The organism is Kaistia sp. 32K, assembly GCF_016629525.1.
Taxonomy (GTDB): Bacteria; Pseudomonadota; Alphaproteobacteria; order Rhizobiales; family Kaistiaceae; genus Kaistia.
In genome coordinates this window covers 1,061,716-1,081,617 of record NZ_AP024269.1, presented here as the reverse complement: position 1 = coordinate 1,081,617, position 19,902 = coordinate 1,061,716, and the positions used below count along the sequence as shown (strand labels likewise).

Below are 19,902 nucleotides of genomic sequence, written 5' to 3'. Positions count from 1 at the left end.
TCCGAAGACTTAGCCTTTGACGGCGCCGGATGTCAGGGCGCCGATAATGAAGCGTTGCAGAATGATGAAGATGAAGATCGCCGGGATCGACGAGAGAACAGCGGCCGCCGCGAGCAGGTTGGTACTGACGGCATCGGTGGTGGACTGGAACTCCAGGATGCCGACGCCGACGGGCAGCAACTCGTTCTGATCGAGCAGGATGTAGGGGATGAGGAACTGGCCCCAGGTGCCGATCGACAGCAGGATCGCCGTCGAGGACAGGCCGGGCAGCATGACGGGCAGCAGCACGCGGGTGAGCACCTGAAGGCGCGAGCAGCCATCGATCCGCGCCGCGTCGTCGAGAGCCCGGGGGATGGTGTCGAAGAAACCCTTCAGCATCCAGGTCGCGAATGGCGCCTCGACCGCGATGTAGACGAGGGTCACGGCGATCTGCGAGTTGATCAGCCCGAGCGTCGAGAAATAGCGGTAGAGCGGCAGCACCGTGACCAGGGGCGAGATCAGCTGGACGGCGAGAATGCCGAGCATCACCGCGCGCTTCCGCTGCGGCGAGCGGAAGCGGATCCGCGACAGCGCATAAGCGCTCGGGATCGCGATCAGAAGCGCGCCCACCACGGTGCCGAGCGCGAACTTGAGCGAGTTCCAGATGTAGGTGAGAAGGGAGGACTCCGTCAGGACCCGCGTATAGCTCGACCAGGTCGGGTTGGTCGGCCAGAGCGACGGCGTCGTCTGGAACAATTCCTCCAGCGGCCTGAACGACAGCGACACCACCCAGAGCACGGGCAGCAGGAAGAACAGCAGGACGACGGCATAGCCGGCATAGATCGTCAGGACGACATGTGGCTTCTCGGTGCGGATGCTCATGACGCCCCCTCCTCGTCTTCGCGGGCGAGGAAGAAGCGGAAGTAGAGCAGCGTCAGCGCCAGGCCGAACAGCATCAGTATGACCGCCACCGCGGCGCCGCGACCGAGCGAAAACTCGACGAAGACGACATTGTAGATGTAGAGCGCGATGACTTCGGTTGCGCGGCCAGGGCCGCCGCCGGTCAACGGCACGATCATGTCGAAGGTGTTGAGCGTCGCGATCGAGATCAGGATCAGGTTGATCATCGTCACGCGCTTCAGCGACGGGATCGTGATGTAGCGGAACTGTTGCCAGAAGCCAGCGCCGTCGACGCGGGCGGCCTCGTAGAGCTCGGGCGAAATCGTCTTCATGCCGGAATACTGCATCAGCATGCTGAAGGCGGTGCCCCGCCAGATATTGGCGACGATCACCCAGAAAAGCGCCGGGCCGGCGGCCGAGAGGAAGGTGACATTGGTCCAGCCGAAGGCCGTGGCGACCGAGGCGAGAATGCCCGATCCGGTCTCGTCGAGCAGCAGCTTCCAGACGATGCCGATAACGACACCGGGAAGAACCCAGCCGATCAGCACGACGGATCGGACGAAGCTTGCCCCGGGAAGCCGACGCTTCTCGCCCTCGATCAGCAGGGTTGCGATCAGGAGGCCGGCAATCAGCTGCCCGGCGACGCTCGCGATGACAAAGATCACCGTCACCGTCAGCATCGCGGCGAAATCCGGCGACGTCAGAACGGCGGAGAAGCTGGAGAGCGTGTAGACGTAGGGCTGCGAGACGGAGCCGGCATTGGTGAAGGAGAGCCGGATGACGTCGATCAGCGGATAGAGGTAGAAGACAGCGATGAAGAGCAGAAGCGGCGCCAGCCAGGTCGCGGGCTTTTCCGCCATGCTCCGGCCCCCGCTTGCGCGGGAGCCGGCACCCTTCATGGTTTCGGAATAGGCCATCGACGCTTACTGGCCGGACTGCTGCTGGACTTTGTTCCAGGCGTCGTCGATCGCCTGCTCCGGCGTCTTCTGGCCGGTGATGACACTCGAGATGGCAACCTGCAGTTCCGTCGAGATCGTCGGATAGATCGCGGCACCGGGACGGGCCTGGCCGTAGGCGAGCATGCTGTTGAAGTTCTTGACGTTTTCCGTATTGAAATATGGCGTATCCAGCGCGGCGACGCTCTTGCGGGTCGGCAAGTTGCTGTTGGCGGTCGCGGCCCCTGCCATGCCCTCCTGGTCGGCGCCGATATAGTTGATCAGGTCGACGATCAGCTTCTGCTTCTCGGCGTCCGGCGTGAAGACACCAAAGGTCCAGCCGCCGGCGGCCGTGGACGGACCGACGTCGCCCGACATCGGGATCGGCGCGATGCCCCATTCATGCTTGTCGCCGAGCGCTGCGAGCTGACGAAGCATCCAGCTGCCGCCGACGAACATCGCCGTCTGGCCGCGCATCAGTTCCGGATACATGTCGTTCTCGGAGCCGTAATTGGCAACGCGGGTCGGGCTGACGCCACTGTCGACCGTCTGCTTCAGGAAGCCGAGGATCTTGATCCAGGCGTCGCGATTGGCGCCTTCGCCGAACACGGCCTTGCCGTTGTCGTCGACGAGCTGGCCGCCCATCGCCCAGAACATCGGCAGATGCTCCATGACAGCCGCTTCGCCACGACCGCCGGGATAGACATAGGGCGTCGAGGCCTTGTCCTTCAGCGTGGCGGCAAGTGCGAGCGTCTCGTCCCAGGTCTTCGGCGGCGTCTCGACCAGATCCTTGCGGTAGAACAGGGCGCGGACGTCGGTGTTGTACCAGATGGCCTTCAGCTTGCCGTCGGGTCCGTGCATGCCGGCCTTGGCATAGGGCACGAAGTCTTCGACTTCCTCGGCCGAGTAAAAGCCGTCGAGCGGCTGCAGCTTGTCGTAGAAGCGGCTCAGAAAGAACGAGTCGAGCGAAGCGAAATCAGGCGCGCGGCCCGAACCGGCCTGCTCCTGCAGGCGCGTCATCGCCGCGTTGATGTCGGTACCCTGGTAGTTGACCGTCAGCTTGACGTTCGAATGCTTCTCCAGCCAGCTATCGACACGCGACTTGTACCATTCCTTGGCGGTCGGCGAATTCGAATTGGGCGACTGATTTGTATTCGCGAGCCAGGTCAGCGTCACCGGCGCCGCATCCTCGGCCGCCGCCTGCGGGATCGCCGCCGTGCTCGCCACGCCTGAAATCAGGGCAGCCGTCATCCATGTACGAAGTGTTTTCATGCTCTCTCCTCCCTCAGCCGACCCAAGATCAGCATGTTGTATTAATGCAAATTTTTGCAAATTGACAACAATTGCATTATAAGAGGATCGGTATGCGGGGTGTCAATTGGAATTGAGGGGAGCCTCGCAGAAGGTTTCGTCCCCGGGACATTTCGTCGGCGGCGATGGCGAGGGGCTGACCAAACAGATTGGCCGCAATCGCCAAGAAGAGCGCAGCTCAGAGCCTCTCCCCGACGGCGCCAGGAAGCTTTCCTCGCAGATAGGCGGCGGCCAGCTTCGACGCGTCTGCATTGCGTGCGCCATCGCGCTGCCGCGAGTCTGCGCACCCTCGACGAGGGCCACGTCTAATCTCGGTCTATTCCTTCAGATGCGAAGGATTTCGTCCCTGGAGAAATTCTGGACGCACTGAAAATCTCTTCGTCGCGCACGATCCGGGGCTTCGACGCGACCTGAAACGCGACGGTGGGATGATGACCATGGTTCAAAGGCATGGCGGTCACGACCTCACCTTCTGCAGGCATGGGTCGGCGCGGAAATGTTTCGCCGGCGCGGGCCTGCTGCGGCGACAGGGAGCCTTCCCCCAAAGCCGCCCGATAGCTTCAGACGACGTCCTCTCTCGACAACTGGGCCTGACGCCGAACGACCTGGGGCGGTTGGCCGTAGACGCGCAGGAAGGCCCGGCGCATCCGTTCGCGGTCGCCAAAGCCGGCCTCCCGCACCACCGTTTCGATGGCGTGGCTTCCTCGCTCGATCATGTCGCGGGCTGCTTCCAGGCGCAGGAGCTCGACGGCCTTCGCCGGCGACTGGCCGGTCTCGGCGCTGAAGAGCCGACTGAACTGCCTGGGGCTCAGGCGGGCCGCATCCGCGAGCTCCTCGACCGACAGCTCGTTCCGCAGATGCGTGCGCGCATACATCAGGGCCGTCTGGATGCGGTCCGATTTTGGCGAGAGCTCCAGAAGCGCCGAGAACTGCGACTGCCCGCCGCTGCGGCGATGGTGCACGACCAGGTTTTTCGCAACGGCCTTCGACAAATCCGATCCGAGATCCTGCTCGATCAGGGCCAGGGCCAGATCCAGTCCCGCCGTCATGCCGGCCGAAGTCCAGATATTGCCCTGTGTGATGAAGATGCGGTCTTCCTCGACCTTGATCGCCGGGTATTCCTTCTGGAAGGCGCGCGCAAATGCCCAGTGCGTCGTCGCGCGTTTGCCATCGAGCAAGCCGGCCTCCGCGACGATAAAGGCCCCCATGCAGGTCGCCGCCACGCGGCGCGATATCGTTGCGGCCTCCCGCAGATAGGCGAGCAGTCCCGGACTGGCCTTTTCCGGCGCCATTCCGCCCGGCACGATCAACGTATCGCAGTAGGAACCGCTGAAGGCCTCGGTGACGACGGGGAGCGACGTCGAACTGACGACCGGGCCGCCATGCTCCGACAAATAGCGCAGCTCGTACTCCCGCTCGCCACGCAGCGTGTTGGCGATTTCGAACCCCGTCATGACCGAAAGGCTCAGGAGCTGGAAGTTCGGGCTCAGGACAATTCCGATCGTGCGCATTCGAGCCTCCGACGAGATCTGGCATAAAAAGTGGCATATATGACATTTGAGACAAAGGCCAGGGCGCTTACGTTCCGCCTATCCCGGCAAGGGCCGGATAGAGGAACCAGCTATGACCACCACCACACGGAAGGGCACAGCCCTTATCACCGGCGCGTCCTCGGGCATCGGAGCGGTTTATGCCGACCGGCTCGCGAGCGCCGGCTATGACCTCATTCTCGTGGCGCGCAACGCCGAGCGGCTGCGCACGATCGCAGCCCGCCTCATCGCGAAACACGGACGATCGATCGACGTGATCGCCGCCGACCTGACGAACCCGGCCGATCTCGCCCTGGTCGAAGAGGTCCTGAAGACGGATGCCAGCATCACGCTGCTGATCAACAATGCCGGCGTCGGCGCAACCGCGCCGCTGCTCCAGTCCGAAATCGTGAAGATGGAGCAGATGATCACGCTCAATGTCCTGGTGCCGACCCGGCTCGCCTATGCCGCCGCTCCCGCCTTTGTCGGACGCGGCGAAGGGACGATCATCAACATCGCCTCGATCGTCGCCATCGCGCCGGAGGTGCTGAACGGCGTCTACGGCGGCAGCAAGGCATTCGTGCTCGCCTTCTCCCAATCGCTGCATCATGAGCTGGCCGCGAAGGGCGTTCGCGTCCAGGCCGTATTGCCAGGCGCGACCGCGACCGATTTCTGGGAGATCGCGGGCACGCCGCTCGAGCACCTGCCCGAGGCGATCGTGATGTCGGCCGAAGACATGGTCGACGCCGCCCTCGCCGGCCTCGAGCAGGGCGAACTGGTCACCATCCCGTCGCTTCCCGAGAAGTCTGACTGGGATGCCTTCGAGCAGGCCCGCGCCGCGCTGGGTCCCAACCTGTCGCGCGCCGAGCCTGCGAAGCGCTACGCCCTGGCGGAGCGTCGGGCGATCTGAGGATCGCCCCGAAAGGAGCCCCCCCGACAGCCGTAGCGTGGCCGTCGGGGGCCTCCGGCCGCTCAGATCTGCTCTGCACCGCCATCGACCTGAAGATCGGCCCCGTTGACGAAACTCGACGCGTCCGAAGCGAGGAAGGCGATCGCCGCGGCGATCTCGCTCGGCTGGCCCAGGCGACCGAGGGGAATTCGTCCACCGAGATAGTCGAACAGGCCCTGCACGTCGCCACCGGGGCCGGCTAGCCCGGCGAGACCCGGGGTTTCGGTCGAACCCGGGCTGATCGCGTTGATGCGGATCTTCCGCTCCTTCAGATCGAGCGCCCAGCAGCGTGCGAAGCTGCGGATCGCCGCCTTCGTTGCCGAGTAGATGCTGAGCCCCGGATCCGCGGTGAAGGCCGAAACCGAAGACATGAGGATGATCGAGCCGCCGTCGACCAGAAGCGGGAGCGCCTTCTGGACGGTGAACACGGTCCCCTTCACGTTGACGCTCAGATGACGATCGACGTGATCCTCAGTGATCGATCCGAGCGGCGCCGTCTCCGCTGCGGCGGCATTGGCGAACAGGATGTCGATCCGTCCCTTGCGGCTCCGGACCTCGGCATAGAGCCGATCAAGGTCCGCGAGGCTCGATGCGTCGGCCCGGACCGCCAGCGCGTTCGGCCCAAGCTCGGCAACCGCCGCGTCGAGTTCGGCCTGTCGCCGCCCGGTAACGAAGACATAGGCGCCCTCGTCGACGAACGTCCTGGCCGTCGCGAAGCCTATGCCGGCGCTGCCGCCGGTGATGACTGCGATCTTCCCTTCAAGCGACTTACCCATGCTGGGCTCCTTGGATGTTGACGCCTCTCACCTAGGCCCAAGCCGTCTTGTCTCAAATGTCAAATACGCCACTATTTACGCCACAGCCTGAGGAGCCAACGCCGCGTCCCGCGCGTTGGAACGCTGGATCCAAAGCGATGCGGTCACGCGGAATTGAGCCGCGCCTGCACCGACAGCTACTTTGCGGAAGACGCTTTGCAGGACAGAATTTCTGGACCCGATACTACTTTGCCTCGACGGCGGATCGAGACGAGACGCCTATCCCGGCCTCGAAACCAGAAGTAGAAAATCGCCAATCGGATCAATCGAAGTTGCGACGATGAAGTTTAAGGCAGCGAATGAAACAAGCCACCGGCGGACTTTTCGGAGGCTCCGGCGCCCTCTGCTCGCCCAATACGCTCGCGCCAACACCTTGTTCTCAAATACATTTATAGAATTGCACTAAATCGAACAGATATGCGCAATTTATGCGCACATCATATCCTTGACTCCAATTTAGGCGCTGGCTAACGATTTTCACCAGTTGGTAAAAACTGGGGAACAGATAATGGCCAGCAAAATTCTGATGTCTCGGCGCGGCGTTCTTGCGTCGGGCCTCGCACTCGGCGCCTTCGCATTCCTTCCCACCGCTCGCGCCGCCGACAAGATCAAGGTCGCCGGCATCCATGGCTCGCCGGTCGAGAATGCCTGGAATTCGGTGCTGCACAAGGCACTCCAGGATGCGGATTCGGAGGGGATCATCGAATACGTCTTCTCCGAAGGCGTTTCCGGCACCGACTATCCCCGCGCCATGCGCGAATATGCGGAACAGGGCGCGAAGCTGATCATCGGCGAGACCTTCCCGGTCGAGAAGCAGGCCCGCGAAGTGGCCGCCGACTATCCGGAAACCGCCTTCGTCATGGGTTCGAGCGGCAAGCCGTCGGGCGACAATTTCGGCGTGTTCGGCACCTGGAATTTCGACGGCGCCTACCTCGCCGGCATGCTGGCCGGCAAGATGACGAAGACCAACATCGTCGGCGCCGTCGGCGCCATGCCGATCCCGGAAGTCAACATGCTGATCAACGCCTTCGGCGCGGGCGTTAAGTCGGTGAATCCGGACGCCAAGCTCCTGGTGACCTTCATCGGCACCTTCTTCGATCCGCCCAAGGCGCGCGAAGCCGGCCTTGCCCAGATCGACGCCGGCGCCGACATCCTGTTCGGCGAGCGCATCGGCACGGCGGACGCGGCCAAGGAGCGCGGCATCAAGTCGGTCGGCTCGCTCATCGACTACACGCCGCGTTACCCGGATACGGTCTTCGCCAACGCGCTCTGGAATTTCCGTCCGATCCTCAACGCCGCCATCGCCGACGCCGCTGCCGGCAAGCCGACCGGCCGCGATTATACGGCCTACGGCTTGATGAAAGAGGGCGGCAGCGACATCGCCTACGTCAAGGGCGTGGCGCCGGCGGATGCCGAGGCGGCCATGGAAGCCAAGCGCGCCGAGATCAAGGCCGGTACGTTCGAAGTGCCGAGGGTCATGGACGAGCCCAAGCAATAGAGTTCGGCCATGCAGGATGATGCAACGTCCTTGGCTGAGGCGATCCGCTTGGGTCGCCTCAGTGCCTTGGAGGCTATGCAGGCCGCGCTCGATGAGGCCGAGCGTCGGTCCGACCTCGGCGCCATCGCTTATCTCGATCGCGATCTTGGGCTGGAAACAGCCCGGGCGATGGACGAGCGGCTGCGCGATGACGCGGCCGGCCGTGTGCCCTTCGCCGGCGTTCCCAGCCTCGCCAAGGATCTCGGCGGTCCGTTTCTCGGGCTTCCGGTCGCGGCCGGCTCCGGCATGCTCGAGAGGCGCTCGGCGGAGCCCGACTCCGACCTTGCCGCGCGCCTTCGCGCCTCCGGCCTCTGCTTCTTCGGCCTTTCCACCGTGCCCGAAATGGGCCTGTCGCTTTCCAGCGAACCGGCGGCCGGACCGCTCTGCCGCAATCCTCTCGAACCAACCCTTTCGCCCGGCGGTTCCTCCGGGGGCGCGGCGGCGGCCGTCGCCGCCGGCATCGTCGCGATCGCCCATGCCACCGACGCCGGCGGGTCGATCCGGGTTCCGGCGGCCTGCTGCGGCCTGGTGGGCCTGAAGGCGACCCGCGGGGCCATGCCGGCCGGCCCGGGCTTCGGCAATCATCTCGGCGGCATAGCCAGCGAGCTCGCGATCTGCCGCTCCCTGCGAGACCTCGCCACGATATTCCTATCCGCCAGCGGCACGGCGCGCGGCCCGTTCGCGGATCCGTTTCTGTCCGAGCCAAGATCCGGTCCGCTGCGAATAGGCGTCGTCAGCGATTTCGGCAGTGAATTTCCGCTGGATCCCGAGCGCGCCATTGCGGTCGAGGCGGCCGCGAAATCGCTGGAAGCCCAAGGCCATGCCATCGTGCCGATCGCCTGGAGCCGGCTTGAAAACGCCGTCGCCGCCAGCGGCCGGGCGTTCGCGGATATCGTCGCGGTCAACCTTGCCAATTTCGTCGACGCGGCGGCTCTCGATGTGCGGAAGGCCGAGCCCCTCACCCAGGCCTTCATCCGCCGGGGTCAGGCGCTGGCCGCCCGATCCCTCTGGGCATCGCTCGATGCCGGCATCCATGCCGGCCGCGCGCTCTGGGACCTCTTCGACGAGGTCGATTGCCTGTTGACGCCGATGTTGTCGAGCGCCCCGCTTCCGCTAGGATCCTTCCCGTTCGACCATGAGGATACCGAGTTGCAGGTCCAGCGCATGACGTCCTTCGCCCCGCTGGCGTCGCTGGCCAACATCACGGGCTTTCCCGCGATCACCCTGCCATTTGGCGCGGATGCGGCGGGCCTGCCGCTGCCGGTGCAGCTGCTGGCTCCGATGGGGCATGACCGGCTTCTGCTGGCGCTTGCCGCGTCGCTGGAGCAGGAAGGCCGCTGGCAGCACCGCTTTCCCGTCGCAGGATTGCCCGCATGAACAAGCCGGTTCTCGAAATCGTCGGCGTCAGCAAGCGGTTCGGCACGACGCTCGCCAACGACGACATCTCGCTGACGCTCGGCAAGGGCGAGATCGTGGCGTTGCTCGGCGAGAACGGCGCCGGCAAGACCACGCTGATGAGCATTCTCTTCGGCCACTACGTGCCGGACAGCGGCCATGTCCTGGTTGACGGGCAGGAACTGCCACAGGGCAAGCCGCGCGCGGCGATCCGCGCCGGCATCGGCATGGTTCACCAGCATTTCGCCCTGGCGCCGAACCTCACCGTGCTTGAGAACGTCACGACGGGCACGGAAAGCCTGTGGTCGCCGCGCTCGCACCGGGCCGAGGCGCGCGCCAAGCTGCTCGCCATATCGCAGCGTTTCGGCCTGAAGGTGGATCCGGACGCAAGGCTTGGCGACCTTTCCGTCGGCGAGCAGCAGCGGGTCGAGATCCTGAAGGCCCTCTACAATGAGGCGCGGATTCTCGTTCTCGACGAACCGACGGCGGTGCTGACCCAGATCGAGGCCGAGCGGCTTTTCGCGACGCTGAAGGATATGGCGGCGCATGGCCTGTCGCTGATCTTCATCTCCCACAAGCTGGACGAGGTCATGTCGACGGCGGACCGCGTGGTGGTCCTGCGCGGCGGCCGCCATGTTGCGGAACGCCGGGCTTCCGAGACCAGCAAGTCCGAACTCGCCGAGCTGATGGTCGGCCGCACCGTGACGCGACCTGTCCGCGAGCCCTCGACGCCGGGAGAACTGGTCCTTGAGGCGGCTGCCGTGACCGTTCGTTCCGGCGGCGTGGACAGGCTGAAGGCGATCGATTTCCGTCTTCGCGCCGGCGAGGTGCTGGGCATCATCGGCGTTTCCGGCAATGGACAGGCCGCCCTGGCGCAATTGCTGTCGGGCACGACCGCGAAGGCCAGCGGCGACCTGCTGCTGTACGGCCAGGCGGTCGACGCCCTTTCGGTCGCCGACGTTGTTGCCGCGGGGATCGGCCGCATTCCGGAAGACCGGAACAAGGAAGGCGCCATCGGCGAAATGGCGATCTGGGAAAATGCGATCCTCGAAAGGCTGGCTTCCTTCTCGGGCCGCGGGCTGGTGGATCGCAAGCGCGCCGTCGCCTTCGCGCAGGAGATCATCGACCAGTTCGACGTCCGCGGCGGAACGCCGGCGAGCCGCATCCGCCTGCTCTCCGGCGGCAACATGCAGAAGCTGATCCTGGGGCGCAACCTGATCGAAAGGCCGCGGATCCTGCTGGCGGCGCAACCGGCGCGAGGGCTGGACGAAGGTGCGGTCGCAGCCGTTCACGAGCGCCTCCTGGACGCGCGGCGGCAGGGAACGGCCGTGCTGCTGATCTCGGAGGACCTGGACGAGGTGATGGCGCTCGCCGATCGGATCCAGGCCATCGTCGGCGGCAGGCTTTCGCCACCGATCTCAGCCGAAGAGGCTTCGGCGCGCAAACTCGGACTGATGATGGCAGGCGAATGGGAGAACGAGGTGACCCATGCGGTTTGAACGGCGGGAACACCGCCCGGTCGCGCTCGTCATCGCGACGCCGCTGATCGCGATCGCCGCGGCTCTCGCCATTGCGGGTGTCCTGATCGCCATTGCCGGCGCGCCGGTCCTCGAAGCTTATTGGCGCATTCTGGTGGGCGCTTTCGGCTCGCGCCTGTCGGCGACCGAGACGCTGACCCGAGCGACCCCCTTGATCCTCACCGGATTGGCCGCAGCCGTCGCCTTCCGCGCTCGGCTCTGGAACATTGGCGCGGAGGGGCAGCTCTATCTCGGCGCCATCGCCGCCGCCTGGGCGGGTTCGCATCTCTTCGGCTCCTGGCCTTCGATCGTGCAGATTCCGCTGCTGCTCCTCTTCGGCGCCGTCGCCGGCATGATCCTTCTGCTCGTGCCGCTTTGGCTGAGGCTGCGCTTCTCCGTCGACGAGGTCGTGACGACCCTGCTCCTCAATTTCGTCGCCGTGCTCTTTGTGTCGATGCTGATCGACACGGTCCTCAAGGATCCCACGGCCTTCGGCTGGCCCCAGTCGCAATCGGTATCCGATGCCGCCATGCTGCCGAAGCTGCTGGCCCGGTCGCGGCTCCATCTCGGCCTGGTGATTGCGATCGTGCTGGCGTTCGTCCTCGCCTTCGTCCAGTCGCGCACGGTGTTCGGCATGCAATCGCGCGCCGCCGGCATCAACCCGCAGGGGGCCGCCTTCGCCGGCGTGCCGCTCGGCAGGACCCTCGTGGCGGTCGCCTGCATCTCCGGCGGCCTTGCCGGCCTTGCCGGCGCGGTCGAGGTCATGGGCGTCCAGGGCTATGTCACGACCAACCTCTCGCCTGGCTACGGCTATTCCGGCATCGTGGTCGCCATGCTGGCCAATCTCAGCCCGCTCGGCGTCGTGCTGGCGGGACTGTTCACGGCGACCATGTTCGTCGGAGCGGACGGCATGAGCCGAAGCCTCGGCATTCCGAGCTACATCGCCGACGTGATCGTGGCGCTGTCGCTGCTGTCCATGCTGGTCGCCGTCTTCTTCACCCAATACGGGATCCGTCGATGAGCGCCATCCTCGACATCTTGGCCTCCGCCGGGCTCTGGGCGGCAGTGCTCCGGATCGCAACGCCGTTGATCCTCGGTACGCTCGGCGCCTTGTTGTGCGAGCGCTCGGGCGTGCTCAATCTCGGCATCGAGGGCATCATGACCTTCGGCGCGATGATCGGCTGGCTCGCCGTCTACAATGGCGCGGACCTCTGGACTGGCTTCCTGCTCGCTGCTCTGGCCGGTGGTGTTTTCGGGCTCCTGCATGCGGGCCTGACGGTCACGCTCGGACTGTCGCAGCATGTCGCCGGACTGGGCGTGACGCTGTTCGCGGCAAGCTTCAGCTATTACGTCTTTCGCCTCGCCGTGCCGGTCGCCGGAACGCCGCCGACCATCATCCCGTTCCAGCCGATCTCCATCCCCGGCCTCAGCGACCTTCCCGTGCTCGGCCCCGCTTTCTTCGCCCAGACGCCTCCGACCTATCTGGCGATCCTGCTCGCCCTCGTGCTGGCCTATGTCCTCTTCCGTACGCCGCTTGGCCTTGCGATCCGCATGACGGGCGAGAACCCGCATGCGGCCGAGGCGCAGGGGATCAACCCGATGGTCGTGCGCTACGGCGCCGTGATCGTCGGCAGCGCGCTGATGGGAATGGCCGGCGCCTTCCTGACGCTCGCGGCCTTCAACAGCTTCTTTCCGACCATGGTGCAGGGCCGCGGCTGGATCTGCATCGCCCTCGTCGTGTTCGCCTCCTGGCGACCGGAACGGGCGCTACTCGGCGCCTTGCTCTTCGCCTTCTTCGACGGCTTCCAGCTGCGTCTCCAGACGGCGCTGGGCGGAACCGTGCCTTATCAGCTATTCCTAATGATACCTTACATCCTGTCGATCGCGGCGCTCGCTATCATGGCGCGGCGTGCCCGCGTGCCGCAGGCCCTGATGCAACCCTATCGGCGTGGCGAGCGCTGAACGGAGAAAGCCAAGCATGTTCGACCTGATCCTCCGCAACGCCAACCTGCCCGATGGTCGCCAGGGCCTGGATATCGGCCTCTCCGACGGCAAGATCACCGCGATCGAGAGGCATCTCGAGGCATCGGCGAAAGAGGAGATCGATGCGACCGGCAGGCTGGCCAGCCCGCCCTTCTGTGATCCGCATTTCCACATGGACGCGACGCTTTCGCTCGGCCTGCCGCGCATGAACGTCTCCGGCACGCTGCTGGAAGGCATCGCGCTCTGGGGCGAGCTGCGGCCGCTTCTCACCAAGGAAGCGCTGGTCGAACGCGCGCTGCGCTACTGCGACCTCGCCGTCAGCCAGGGCCTGCTGTTCATCCGCAGCCATGTCGACACCTCCGATCCGAGGCTAGTCACGGCGGAAGCGCTGATCGAGGTCCGCGAGCGGGTGGCGCCCTACATCAATCTGCAGCTCGTGGCCTTCCCGCAGGACGGCTACTACCGCGCAGCGGATGGTGAGAAATCCCTGCAGCGCGCGCTCGACATGGGCCTCGACATCGTCGGCGGCATCCCGCATTTCGAGCGGACGATGGAGGATGGCCGCCGCTCGCTGGAGGCGCTCTGCCGCATCGCCGCCGAGCGCGGGCTTCCCGTCGACATCCATTGCGACGAGAGCGATGACCCGATGTCGCGCCATATCGAGACGCTGGCAGCCGAGACCGTGCGCCACGGCCTGCAGGGACGGGTGGCGGGATCGCACCTGACATCCATGCACTCGATGGACAACTACTACGTCTCGAAGCTTATTCCGCTGATGGCCGAGGCCGAGATCAACGTGATCCCCAATCCGCTGATCAACATCATGCTGCAGGGGCGCCACGATACCTATCCGAAGCGCCGCGGCATGACCCGCGTGCGCGAGCTGATGGATGCGGGGCTCAACGTCTCCTTCGGCCAGGACTGCACCATGGATCCCTGGTACTCGATGGGCTCCGCCGACATGCTGGAAGTCGGCCACATGGCCATCCATGTCGCGCAGATGGGCGGCATCGAGGACAAGAAGAAGATCTTTGAGGCGCTGACGGTCAACTCGGCCAAGACCATGGGGCTCGAAGGCTACGGGCTGGAGGTCGGCTGCAACGCCGATCTCATCGTGCTGCAGGCCGCCGATGTCGTCGAGGCGCTCCGGCTCAAGCCGACGCGACTTTGGGTCGTGAAGGGCGGCAAGGTGATTTCCCGAAGCGCGCCGCGCATCGGCGAGCTCTTCCTTGAGGGTCGACCGACGAAAATCGATCCCGGTCTGGACTACCTGCCGGCGCGCTGAGCGCGCCGTTCACAGGCCCAACGGCTCCATCCTGCGTCCATCGTCCAGCCACGTTGACGGATCGACGGGCGCAGTACACCTTCGCGACGACCCGATTCAGGCGCCCGACAGGAGGTCGGCCGAAACATTCGCGAGATCATGCAGGACCAGCGAGCCACCACCAGCAAAGAAGGCCCCTCCGGCAAAGCTCTCGATGCGAATGTGGACCTGATCGCAGTGGTCGTGGCGATGACGGATCACGGGCCGAGCGTCCTCACCGTCGGCCAGGCCAATGCCCTGCCCTCCGGGCCTTTCGAACTCGGCCATCGCTCGCTTCAATTCGGTCTCCGAACCTGGGTGGAACACCAGACCGGCCATCAGCTCGGCTATATCGAGCAGCTCTACACCTTCGCCGACCGCGACCGGATCGGCGAGCAGCGCCAGCAGCGGGTGATCTCGATCAGCTATCTGGCCCTGACGCGCGCCGAGAGCGCCGACGCATCGGGCAAGCGCGCCTGGCGGTGCTGGTATGACTACTTCCCCTGGGAAGACCATCGCTCCGGGATTCCGCCCATCCTTGCCAACATTCTGCAACCGCGCCTGCTGGCCTGGGCGGACGGCGCGGAGCTGGACGCGGAGAGGCGCGAACGCCAGCGTCGAGCCGCGATCGTCTTCGGCATGGATGGTCACGACTGGAATGAAGAGCTCGTCCTGCAGCGCTACGAACTGCTCTATGAGGCAGGCCTGATCGAAGAGGCGATGCGCGGAACGGAGCGGAGCGCTTCCTCGCCGATACCCGGGGTCCCGATGATCGCCGATCATCGCCGAATCCTGGCGACCGGGATCGCGCGGCTGCGTTCCAAGATCAAATACCGGCCTGTCGTGTTCGAGCTGATGCCGCCCGTCTTCACCCTCCTCCAGTTGCAGCGCGCCGTGGAAGCGCTCTCCGGAAGGCTGGTCCACAAGCCGAACTTCCGCCGCCTCATCGAGCAGCAGGATCTGGTCGAGGAAGCCGGAGGGACGACCGCCGACACGGTCGGGCGGCCGGCGAAGCTGTTCCGCTTCCGCCACGCCGTCCTCGACGAGCGGGTTGCCGCGGGCACGAAATTGCCACTCCCGCGCGCTTGACGGGACTTATTCTCAAAGTAAGTATATATCGAAATTATACTCTCTTTGAGAATAATGGAGGCGCCGATGCCTGTCTCGCTCCCCACCGCCGCATCGCTCTATGATCGCGTGCGACGGGTCATTCCGCCGGTGGAATGGCCTGCTTTCACCGACGACATCGACGCCATCCTGGCGCTGAAGCGCGAGCGCAACGCCGTCATCCTCGCGCATAATTACCAGACGCCCGAGATCTTCCATTGCGTGGCCGACATCGTCGGCGACAGCCTGGCGCTGGCGCGCAAGGCGATGACGGTCGACGCCGACGTCATCGTGCTCGCCGGCGTGCATTTCATGGCCGAGACGGCCAAGCTCCTCAATCCCGGCAAGACGGTGCTCATTCCGGATCAGGACGCCGGCTGTTCGCTGGCGGAATCCATCACGGCTTCGGACGTGCGCCTGATGCGGCAGCGTTATCCCGGCGTGCCGATCGTCACCTACGTGAACACCTCCGCCGCGGTGAAGGCTGAGTCCGACGTCTGCTGCACGTCCGGCAATGCGCTGGCAGTGGTGGAATCGCTCGGCGTGCCGCGCGTCATCATGCTGCCGGACGAATATCTGGCCCAGAACATCGCGGCGCAGACGAAGGTCGAGATCATCGCCTGGAAGGGGCACTGCGAGGTGCATGAGCGCTTCACGCCCGCCGACATCCACGAGCTGCGCGAGGCGCATCCCGGCGTCACCGTGCTCGCCCATCCCGAGTGTCCGCCGGAGGTTGTCGCAGTAGCAGATTTCGCCGGCTCGACCGCGGCGATGTCCGACTATGTCGGCAGGCATAAGCCGGCGCGCGTCGTGCTGGTGACCGAATGCTCGATGAGCGACAACGTCGCCGTCGAGCATCCCGACGTCGATTTCGTGCGGCCCTGCAATCTCTGCCCGCACATGAAGCGCATCACGCTCGCCAACATCCGCACGGCGCTCGAGGAGAACCGCCACGCCGTCGAGATCGATCCCGGCGTCGCCGATCGCGCGCGCCGGGCCGTGGAACGGATGCTCGCGATATGACCGCGCGCGACCTCCATGGCCGGCCGGTCATCATCGGCGGCGGTATCGCGGGGCTGATGACGGCGCTGCATCTGGCCCCGGAACCGGTCGTCCTCATCACAAGCTCGCCCTTGGAGGGGCCCTCCTCCAGCATCCTCGCCCAGGGCGGCGTTGCCGCGAGCCTCGCCCGCGACGACAGCCCGGACCTGCATCTCGCCGATACGCTGGCGGCCGGCGACGGGCTCTGCGACGAGGCGGCGGTAAAGCGCGTCGTCGAAGCGGCGCCGCAGGCGATCGACCATCTAGCGCGGCTCGGCGTCGCCTTCGACCGCGCCCCCGACGGCGCGTTTCGGCTCGGGCTCGAAGCCGCGCATTCGCGTCGGCGGATCGTCCACGCCGGTGGCGACAGCACCGGCCGCGAGTTGGTCCGCGCGCTCGTTGCGGGGGTTAGACGAACACCCTCGATCGCGGTTCTCGAAGGCGTCGACGTGCGGCGCCTGCTCGTCGAGGACGGCGAGATCACCGGCGTGCTCGCCGTCGGCAACAACGAGGCGATCTCGCTTTCGACCGGCCGCGTGGTGCTTGCGACCGGCGGCATAGGCGGCCTTTTCGACCATACGACCAACCCGCTCGGCTCGTTTGGGCAGGGTCTGGCGCTTGCCGCGCGCGCCGGCGCGGAACTGGCCGATCTCGAATTCGTCCAGTTCCACCCGACCGCGCTCGACGGTCCGAGGCGTCCGATGCCGTTGGTCAGCGAAGCGGTGCGCGGCGAAGGCGCGGTTCTCGTCGACGAACGCGGCCGGCGCTTCCTCGCCGACACGCCGGGCGCAGAACTCGCGCCGCGCGACGTCGTGGCGCGTGGCGTGTGGCGCCAGCTCGCCGCCGGGCATCGCGTGTTCCTCGACACACGCCAGTGTCTCGGGCCGCGATTTGCCGAGCGCTTCCCGGCGATCGCCCGGCTCTGCCGCGACGCCGGCATCGATCCCGCCGTCGAGCCGATCCCCGTGCGTCCCGCCGCCCATTATCACATGGGCGGCGTGGCGGTGGACGCCGACGGCCGCAGCTCGCTGCGCGGCCTCTGGGCCTGCGGCGAGGTCGCCCGCACCGGGCTGCATGGGGCCAACCGCCTCGCCAGCAACTCGCTCATCGAGGCGGCGACATCAGCCGCATGGACCGCCGCGAGCGTTGCCGCAGCGTCGCCGGGCGCGTCGAGACGGCCGATGCCAGCGATCGTGCCGGCGCGACCCGACGTCTCGCGGATCCGCCCGATCGCCTCGCAAGCGCTCGGCATCGAGCGGGACGGCGAGACGCTGCGCGAGGCCGCGAGGCTTCTGACGCCGCTCGCCACCGGTGACGATGCCACGTCGGACCCCGCCCTGGTCGCGCTGATGATCACCGTTGCCGCCCTGCGTCGCGAGGAGAGCCGGGGCTCGCACCTCCGCACCGATTTCCCCGGGCGCGATGCAGAGCCGCGATCGCCGCGACTGACGATCGACGAGACATTCCAGGCCGCGGCAGCCCTTGCCGACACCCCATCCGCCGCCGAGGCGCGGCTCGACCGGAGCGCTTGACCATGCCCCTGAACCCGCTGCCGCGCGTGATGATCGAGCCGGTGGTGCGCGCCGCCCTGCTGGAGGATCTCGGACGCGCCGGCGATCTCACCAGCGATGCGATCGTGCCGGCGGATGCGACCGCGACGATGGTGCTCGCGACGCGTCAGCCGGGCGTGCTCGCCGGCCTCGACGTCGCCGCCCTCGCCTTCGAGCTGATCGACCAGAGGATCGAGGTCATCGTGGCCAAGCCTGACGGCTCCCCCCTCTCGGCCGGCGACGTCGTCGCGACGGTGCGCGGACCGGCCCGCGCCCTGCTCACCGCCGAGCGGACGGCGCTCAACTTCCTCTGCCATCTGAGCGGCATCGCCACCCATACCGCGACGGTGGTCGAGGCCGTCCGGGGCCACAAGGCCAGTATCGTTTGCACGCGCAAGACCACGCCGGGCCTGCGGGCGCTGGAGAAATACGCCGTGCGCGCCGGCGGCGGCGGCAATCATCGCTTCGGCCTCGACGACGCCGTGCTCATCAAGGACAACCACATCGCGATCTCGGGCGATATCCGCACCGCCATCGAACGGGCGCGCGCCGGCGTCGGCCACATGGTCCGGATCGAGGTAGAGGTCGATACGCTGGAGCAGCTCGACCTGGCGCTCGCAGCCGGCGTCGACGCCGTCCTGCTCGACAACATGTCCGTCGCGCAACTGACCGAGGCGGTGGCGAGGGTCAACGGCCGCGCGATCACCGAGGCGTCCGGCCGCGTCACGGCGCAGACGGCCCCGGCCGTCGCGGCGACCGGCGTCGACCTGATTTCCGTCGGCTGGATCACCCATAGCGCGCCAATCCTGGATATCGGGCTGGATTACCCATAGAAGACAGCCTTCGATCCACGCGCCAGCAGGTTGGCAGACAGTATGGCCATGCTCGACCGTTATGAGACCAGCCTGCGCGGGCTGGCCCGCAAGGACCGATTGCGGACGCTCCGCGACCGCTCCGGCGCCGATTTCGCCTCCAACGACTATCTTGGCCTGGCGCGATCGACACGCATGGCGGAGGCGGTCGCGGCGGCGCTGGCGGCCGGCACCCCGGTCGGGGCGACCGGCTCGCGGCTGCTGCGCGGCAACGATCCCGAGCACGAGGCGCTGGAAGCCAAGGCGGCCGGCTTCTTCGGCGCCGAGCGGGCGCTGTTCTTCGGCGGCGGCTATGTCGCCAATTTCGCGGTGCTGACGACCCTGCCGCAGAAGGGCGATCTGGTCGTGCTGGACGAGCTCATCCATGCCAGCGCGCATGAGGGAGCGCGGGCCGGCCGGGCCGAGGCGACGGACGTCGCGCACAACGATGCGAACGCCGTCGACGATGCGATCCAGGACTGGCGCGCGCGGGGCGGCGCCGGCCAGGCTTGGATCGTGGTCGAGAGCCTCTACAGCATGGACGGCGACCGGGCTCCGCTCGGCGAACTCGCCGAGGTGGCGGACCGCCACGACGCCCTCCTTTTCGTCGACGAGGCGCATGCCACCGGCGTCTATGGCCCGGGCGGGCGCGGCCTCGCGCTTGACCTCGAAGGCCGCGACAATGTCGTGGTGCTGCATACCTGCGGCAAGGCGCTCGGCGCCTCCGGCGCGCTGGTCACCGCGCCCGCGATCCTTTGCGACTATCTGGTCAACCGCTGCCGGCCCTTCATCTATGCCACCGCGCCCTCGCCTCTGATGGCGGTGGCGGCGGCGACCGCCCTCGACATCGTCGCCGACGAGCCGGATCGCCGCGAGCGGCTGGCGGGGCTGGTCGCGCTCTCCGGCAAACGGGCCGAGGACCTCGGCCTGCCCGCGAGCGGCTCGCAGATCCTGCCGATCCTCGTGGGCGGCAATGCCCGCGCCATGGCGCTGGCGCAGGCGCTGCAGTCGCGCGGGTTCGACGTGCGCGGTATCCGCCCGCCAACTGTGCCCGAGGGGACGGCAAGGCTGCGCATTTCGCTGACGCTGAATGTCGGGGAGGACGACGTCTCGGCCCTGTTCGATGCTCTTGCCGAAGAATGGGAACGCCCGCGGTGACGGCGCCAATCGTGCTGACCGGCACACACGGTCCACGGGCCG

At 66.4% G+C, this 19,902-nt stretch carries 17 protein-coding genes; 12 read left to right on the top strand and 5 right to left on the bottom strand.

The genetic code is table 11. The features are described 5' to 3' along the window. Positions 1-9: 9 nt before the first annotated feature. The 4 genes from K32_RS04695 to K32_RS04680 all read right to left on the bottom strand — a co-directional run bounded on the left by K32_RS04695 (position 10) and on the right by K32_RS04680 (position 4,636). Positions 10-861, bottom strand: a complete 852-nt coding sequence (locus K32_RS04695) for a carbohydrate ABC transporter permease (RefSeq protein ID WP_201402922.1) — start codon at positions 859-861, stop codon at positions 10-12. Then, positions 858-1,739, bottom strand: coding sequence for a carbohydrate ABC transporter permease (locus K32_RS04690; protein WP_201402921.1), 882 nt, complete (start codon positions 1,737-1,739; stop codon positions 858-860). Before K32_RS04690 ends, K32_RS04695 begins: the two co-directional genes overlap by 4 nt. 63 nt (positions 1,740-1,802) lie before the next feature. Next, positions 1,803-3,086, bottom strand: coding sequence for an extracellular solute-binding protein (locus tag K32_RS04685; RefSeq protein ID WP_201402920.1), 1,284 nt, complete (start codon positions 3,084-3,086; stop codon positions 1,803-1,805). A gap of 599 nt (positions 3,087-3,685) precedes the next feature. After that, complete coding sequence (locus K32_RS04680) at positions 3,686-4,636, bottom strand: GlxA family transcriptional regulator (protein ID WP_201402919.1); 951 nt, start codon at positions 4,634-4,636, stop codon at positions 3,686-3,688. A 112-nt stretch (positions 4,637-4,748) separates the two neighbouring features. Here K32_RS04680 and K32_RS04675 point away from each other — a divergent pair, with 112 nt between their 5' ends. Further along, positions 4,749-5,564, top strand: a complete 816-nt coding sequence (locus tag K32_RS04675; protein WP_201402918.1) for an SDR family oxidoreductase — start codon at positions 4,749-4,751, stop codon at positions 5,562-5,564. Between the two features lie 62 nt (positions 5,565-5,626). Here K32_RS04675 and K32_RS04670 read toward each other — a convergent pair whose 3' ends face one another. Beyond that, positions 5,627-6,379 (bottom strand): SDR family NAD(P)-dependent oxidoreductase, encoded by a 753-nt coding sequence (locus tag K32_RS04670; protein ID WP_201402917.1) that lies wholly within the window; start codon positions 6,377-6,379, stop codon positions 5,627-5,629. 547 nt (positions 6,380-6,926) lie between these two features. Between K32_RS04670 and K32_RS04665 the strand changes: the two genes are divergently transcribed. The 11 genes from K32_RS04665 (at position 6,927) to K32_RS04615 (ending at position 19,860) form a co-directional block, all read left to right on the top strand. Then, positions 6,927-7,916: a BMP family protein gene (locus K32_RS04665; RefSeq protein WP_201402916.1), complete on the top strand. Its 990-nt coding sequence runs from the start codon at positions 6,927-6,929 to the stop codon at positions 7,914-7,916. Positions 7,917-7,925: 9 nt separating this feature from the next. Further along, entirely contained in the window at positions 7,926-9,332 is a 1,407-nt protein-coding gene (locus K32_RS04660) for an amidase (RefSeq protein ID WP_201402915.1), read from the top strand. Next, positions 9,329-10,849, top strand: a complete 1,521-nt coding sequence (locus K32_RS04655; RefSeq protein WP_201402914.1) for an ABC transporter ATP-binding protein — start codon at positions 9,329-9,331, stop codon at positions 10,847-10,849. Before K32_RS04660 ends, K32_RS04655 begins: the two co-directional genes overlap by 4 nt. Next, on the top strand, positions 10,839-11,888 hold the full coding sequence (locus K32_RS04650) for an ABC transporter permease (protein WP_201402913.1): 1,050 nt from the start codon (positions 10,839-10,841) through the stop codon (positions 11,886-11,888). The genes K32_RS04655 and K32_RS04650 overlap by 11 nt, the downstream gene beginning before the upstream one ends. Further along, positions 11,885-12,829 (top strand): ABC transporter permease, encoded by a 945-nt coding sequence (locus tag K32_RS04645; RefSeq protein ID WP_201402912.1) that lies wholly within the window; start codon positions 11,885-11,887, stop codon positions 12,827-12,829. The genes K32_RS04650 and K32_RS04645 overlap by 4 nt, the downstream gene beginning before the upstream one ends. 16 nt (positions 12,830-12,845) lie before the next feature. Continuing rightward, positions 12,846-14,135: an amidohydrolase family protein gene (locus tag K32_RS04640; protein ID WP_201402911.1), complete on the top strand. Its 1,290-nt coding sequence runs from the start codon at positions 12,846-12,848 to the stop codon at positions 14,133-14,135. Positions 14,136-14,273: 138 nt separating this feature from the next. After that, positions 14,274-15,242: a hypothetical protein gene (locus K32_RS04635; RefSeq protein WP_201402910.1), complete on the top strand. Its 969-nt coding sequence runs from the start codon at positions 14,274-14,276 to the stop codon at positions 15,240-15,242. A gap of 66 nt (positions 15,243-15,308) precedes the next feature. After that, complete coding sequence (gene nadA, locus K32_RS04630) at positions 15,309-16,283, top strand: quinolinate synthase NadA (RefSeq protein WP_201402909.1); 975 nt, start codon at positions 15,309-15,311, stop codon at positions 16,281-16,283. Beyond that, positions 16,280-17,833: an L-aspartate oxidase gene (locus K32_RS04625; RefSeq protein WP_201402908.1), complete on the top strand. Its 1,554-nt coding sequence runs from the start codon at positions 16,280-16,282 to the stop codon at positions 17,831-17,833. The genes nadA and K32_RS04625 overlap by 4 nt, the downstream gene beginning before the upstream one ends. A 2-nt stretch (positions 17,834-17,835) precedes the next feature. Further along, on the top strand, positions 17,836-18,684 hold the full coding sequence (nadC, locus tag K32_RS04620; RefSeq protein WP_201402907.1) for a carboxylating nicotinate-nucleotide diphosphorylase: 849 nt from the start codon (positions 17,836-17,838) through the stop codon (positions 18,682-18,684). A 42-nt stretch (positions 18,685-18,726) separates the two neighbouring features. Next, entirely contained in the window at positions 18,727-19,860 is a 1,134-nt protein-coding gene (locus K32_RS04615) for an 8-amino-7-oxononanoate synthase (RefSeq protein ID WP_201402906.1), read from the top strand. The last annotated feature ends 42 nt before the right edge of the window (positions 19,861-19,902 follow it).

Bases quoted from the DNA above. Each gene is read 5' to 3' on its own strand.
- K32_RS04695 (WP_201402922.1), bottom strand. From the start codon at position 861: ATGAGCATCCGCACCGAGAAGCCACATGTCGTCCTGACGATCTATGCC.
- K32_RS04690 (WP_201402921.1), bottom strand. From the start codon at position 1,739: ATGGCGGAAAAGCCCGCGACCTGGCTGGCGCCGCTTCTGCTCTTCATC.
- K32_RS04685 (WP_201402920.1), bottom strand. From the start codon at position 3,086: ATGAAAACACTTCGTACATGGATGACGGCTGCCCTGATTTCAGGCGTG.
- K32_RS04680 (WP_201402919.1), bottom strand. From the start codon at position 4,636: ATGCGCACGATCGGAATTGTCCTGAGCCCGAACTTCCAGCTCCTGAGC.
- K32_RS04675 (WP_201402918.1), top strand. From the start codon at position 4,749: ATGACCACCACCACACGGAAGGGCACAGCCCTTATCACCGGCGCGTCC.
- K32_RS04670 (WP_201402917.1), bottom strand. From the start codon at position 6,379: ATGGGTAAGTCGCTTGAAGGGAAGATCGCAGTCATCACCGGCGGCAGC.
- K32_RS04665 (WP_201402916.1), top strand. From the start codon at position 6,927: ATGGCCAGCAAAATTCTGATGTCTCGGCGCGGCGTTCTTGCGTCGGGC.
- K32_RS04660 (WP_201402915.1), top strand. From the start codon at position 7,926: ATGCAGGATGATGCAACGTCCTTGGCTGAGGCGATCCGCTTGGGTCGC.
- K32_RS04655 (WP_201402914.1), top strand. From the start codon at position 9,329: ATGAACAAGCCGGTTCTCGAAATCGTCGGCGTCAGCAAGCGGTTCGGC.
- K32_RS04650 (WP_201402913.1), top strand. From the start codon at position 10,839: ATGCGGTTTGAACGGCGGGAACACCGCCCGGTCGCGCTCGTCATCGCG.
- K32_RS04645 (WP_201402912.1), top strand. From the start codon at position 11,885: ATGAGCGCCATCCTCGACATCTTGGCCTCCGCCGGGCTCTGGGCGGCA.
- K32_RS04640 (WP_201402911.1), top strand. From the start codon at position 12,846: ATGTTCGACCTGATCCTCCGCAACGCCAACCTGCCCGATGGTCGCCAG.
- K32_RS04635 (WP_201402910.1), top strand. From the start codon at position 14,274: ATGCAGGACCAGCGAGCCACCACCAGCAAAGAAGGCCCCTCCGGCAAA.
- nadA (WP_201402909.1), top strand. From the start codon at position 15,309: ATGCCTGTCTCGCTCCCCACCGCCGCATCGCTCTATGATCGCGTGCGA.
- K32_RS04625 (WP_201402908.1), top strand. From the start codon at position 16,280: ATGACCGCGCGCGACCTCCATGGCCGGCCGGTCATCATCGGCGGCGGT.
- nadC (WP_201402907.1), top strand. From the start codon at position 17,836: ATGCCCCTGAACCCGCTGCCGCGCGTGATGATCGAGCCGGTGGTGCGC.
- K32_RS04615 (WP_201402906.1), top strand. From the start codon at position 18,727: ATGGCCATGCTCGACCGTTATGAGACCAGCCTGCGCGGGCTGGCCCGC.